The organism is Pyrobaculum sp. (genome assembly GCF_049971835.1).
Classification (GTDB): Archaea; Thermoproteota; Thermoprotei; order Thermoproteales; family Thermoproteaceae; genus Pyrobaculum.
In genome coordinates this window covers 1-2,112 of record NZ_JBMFKV010000277.1, presented here as the reverse complement: position 1 = coordinate 2,112, position 2,112 = coordinate 1, and the positions used below count along the sequence as shown (strand labels likewise).

The following is a 2,112-nucleotide window of genomic DNA, read 5'->3' as shown; positions in this document are numbered from 1 at the left end:
TGGGGCGGCCTTTCGGGGGGAAGGCGGTGGGCGAGTGGGCGGTGAGGAGCTGGAGGTGTACGCGCGGGGTTGTGGGGCCGCTGAGCGTTCTGCTGGACGGCGGAGTCGTGGAGGGGGATTTTCAGTTTGAGGACGTGGAGAGGGTCGACGTTCCCTGTTTGAAGAGGCTTTCTCCACTGTGGGTATGGCTGTCTTGAGGCTTAGGGCGGCTTCGCCGGTTTTTGTCCTGGGCGGCGGCTCGGTGGTGGTGGGGCTGGACGCGTTTTATAAAGACGGGCGGCTCTACCTCGTTGATCTGTCGAGGGGGGATCTGCTGTCTGCCGTAAGGGGGGAGCTCAACCTGGAGTCTGTGATCAAGCTGGCGGGGAGCGATCCGGCTCGTTTTGCCTACGCCGTCTACCCCTCCCCCCAGTTGCCGGAGAGGGCGGAGGTTAGGCTTGGCACAGCGCCGCCCGCCTCCTCCGTCAAGGGTCTTCTAAGGACCGCCTACCTCTGGCGGGTCCTCTCTAGGGACGGAGAGGCGGCGGGGAGGTTTCTAAAGGCTGTTAGGGAGGCGGTGGCTGAGGGGGTGCATCCCAAGTACGTGGCGGCGGCTGGGGAGGCGGCGGTGTTTAAAAGGCACTTCCCGGGGGGCCGGGCGCTTGACGTATTTAATTTGGTATCGGTGGTAGAGCGGGGCGCGGAGGTTAGGTTTAGAGTGTTTCGGGTGGACGTGCTGGAGGGATCCGCGGCAAAGGCCTCTTTCTACGCCGTCGGCGCCGACCGGGACTCGGTGTTTGAATACGTCGTGGAGACGCGGCCCTTGGTTTCGGAGTCTGGCAAGAGCGAGGTTGTGGTCACCGTGGACGACCTCAAAGAGGCTCTGGATATGTTCGCGGGGGAGGTTGCCAAGTTTGAGGAGTCTAGGGGTTTGAGGCCTCCCTGCCGGGGCGCGGTGAGGCTGGGGTTCGGGGCTGGGCGGCGGTGGAAGACCATCCTCACGCTGGTGGAGAGGCTTGACAAGTCTTTATTCGCCGAGGTGGAGGAGTACATGGCTAGGAGGCTCGGCCGGCCGTGGGGCGACCGTACTGTAAAGGTGGCGGAGGGGGCGCCGGTGGGGTGGGTCTGTTATGAGTGGCGCTAGCGCCGAGTATAGGGAGTACGTAGTCGCCGCGTTGCTCCACGACATAGGGAAGCTGATAAGGAGGGCTAAGCTGTGTAGCAACGAGCAGGCGAAGAGCCATGTGGAGCACAGCGTCGAGTTCATAGACAAGATCGGCGAAGCGTTGAAGGCGGCCGGACTAGACGTCGAACTTGTCAAAAGGCTCGTGAGGGAGCACCACGAGGACGGCGGCATAGCGCCGTATGATAGGGCCGCGGCTAAGGAGAGGCTTCCAGGCGACGACATTTTAGGACAGGGCTTGTCGGTCCCCGGCCGGGGGGAGCAGGAAATCCCGTTGGTAATTTACGACGCAGATGGGAAAGAGCTCTACGTCCCGCCCTGCCCGTTGCCGGAGAGACTGGACGAAGCCGAGGAGCTAAGGCCTGCGAGAGAGCTGGACGGAGTCCCCCCAGACAGAGTCTGCCGTTGCTACATGAAGTCCTATGAGGAGCTTATGAAGATGGCCGGGGAGCTCAACAAGGTTACCATGAACTACATGCAACTAGTCGAGACGTTGGTGTATATCTTAAAGGCGACGGCGTCCTTCGTGCCGGCGGCTGTGTACGGCGTCGAGAAGCCCGACACGTCGCTTTACGCACACTCAATCCTCGCGGCGGCGTTGGCGTCGACTGGCGGTGAGTTCTACGTTGCGGCTGTGGACGTGGGGAGGATACAGGAGTACATAACAAGGGCCAGGAGGGTGGGCGGCGCGATGTCGGTGCTCAGAGGTAGGTCGCTTAGAGTTACGTTGTTGCAGAGAATCGCCATCCGTAGGCTTATCGAGGAGGTGAACAAGAGGCTGGGCGGGGAGGTTGTCACTTATGCCAACGTTCTTCTGGACACTGGCGGCGAGGCTGTTCTAATCCTCCCAAGGGTGGAGGAGCTAGAGGATATCGCTAAGCGGATTGAGGAGGAGGTGTTAAGGGAGTCGGAGGGGGCGCTGACCGTCTACATCCACTACTCAGGCCCAT

General features: G+C 61.6%; 2 protein-coding genes and 1 pseudogene. All 3 read left to right on the top strand.

Going from position 1 to position 2,112, the window contains the following annotated elements:
* A pseudogene (locus ACP5J3_RS13625) lies at positions 1-197 on the top strand (hypothetical protein); the annotation flags it as partial.
* A complete protein-coding gene (locus ACP5J3_RS13620; protein ID WP_428496182.1) occupies positions 185-1,123 on the top strand; it encodes a CRISPR-associated protein in 939 nt (312 codons plus the stop codon). The pseudogene ACP5J3_RS13625 and the gene ACP5J3_RS13620, both read left to right, overlap by 13 nt.
* On the top strand, positions 1,110-2,112 hold a 1,003-nt coding region (locus ACP5J3_RS13615; protein ID WP_428496181.1), incomplete at its 3' end, for an HD domain-containing protein. The genes ACP5J3_RS13620 and ACP5J3_RS13615, both read left to right, overlap by 14 nt.

Excerpts from the sequence above, each read along its gene's own strand:
- ACP5J3_RS13620 (WP_428496182.1), top strand. The coding sequence starts at position 185 with ATGGCTGTCTTGAGGCTTAGGGCGGCTTCGCCGGTTTTTGTCCTGGGC.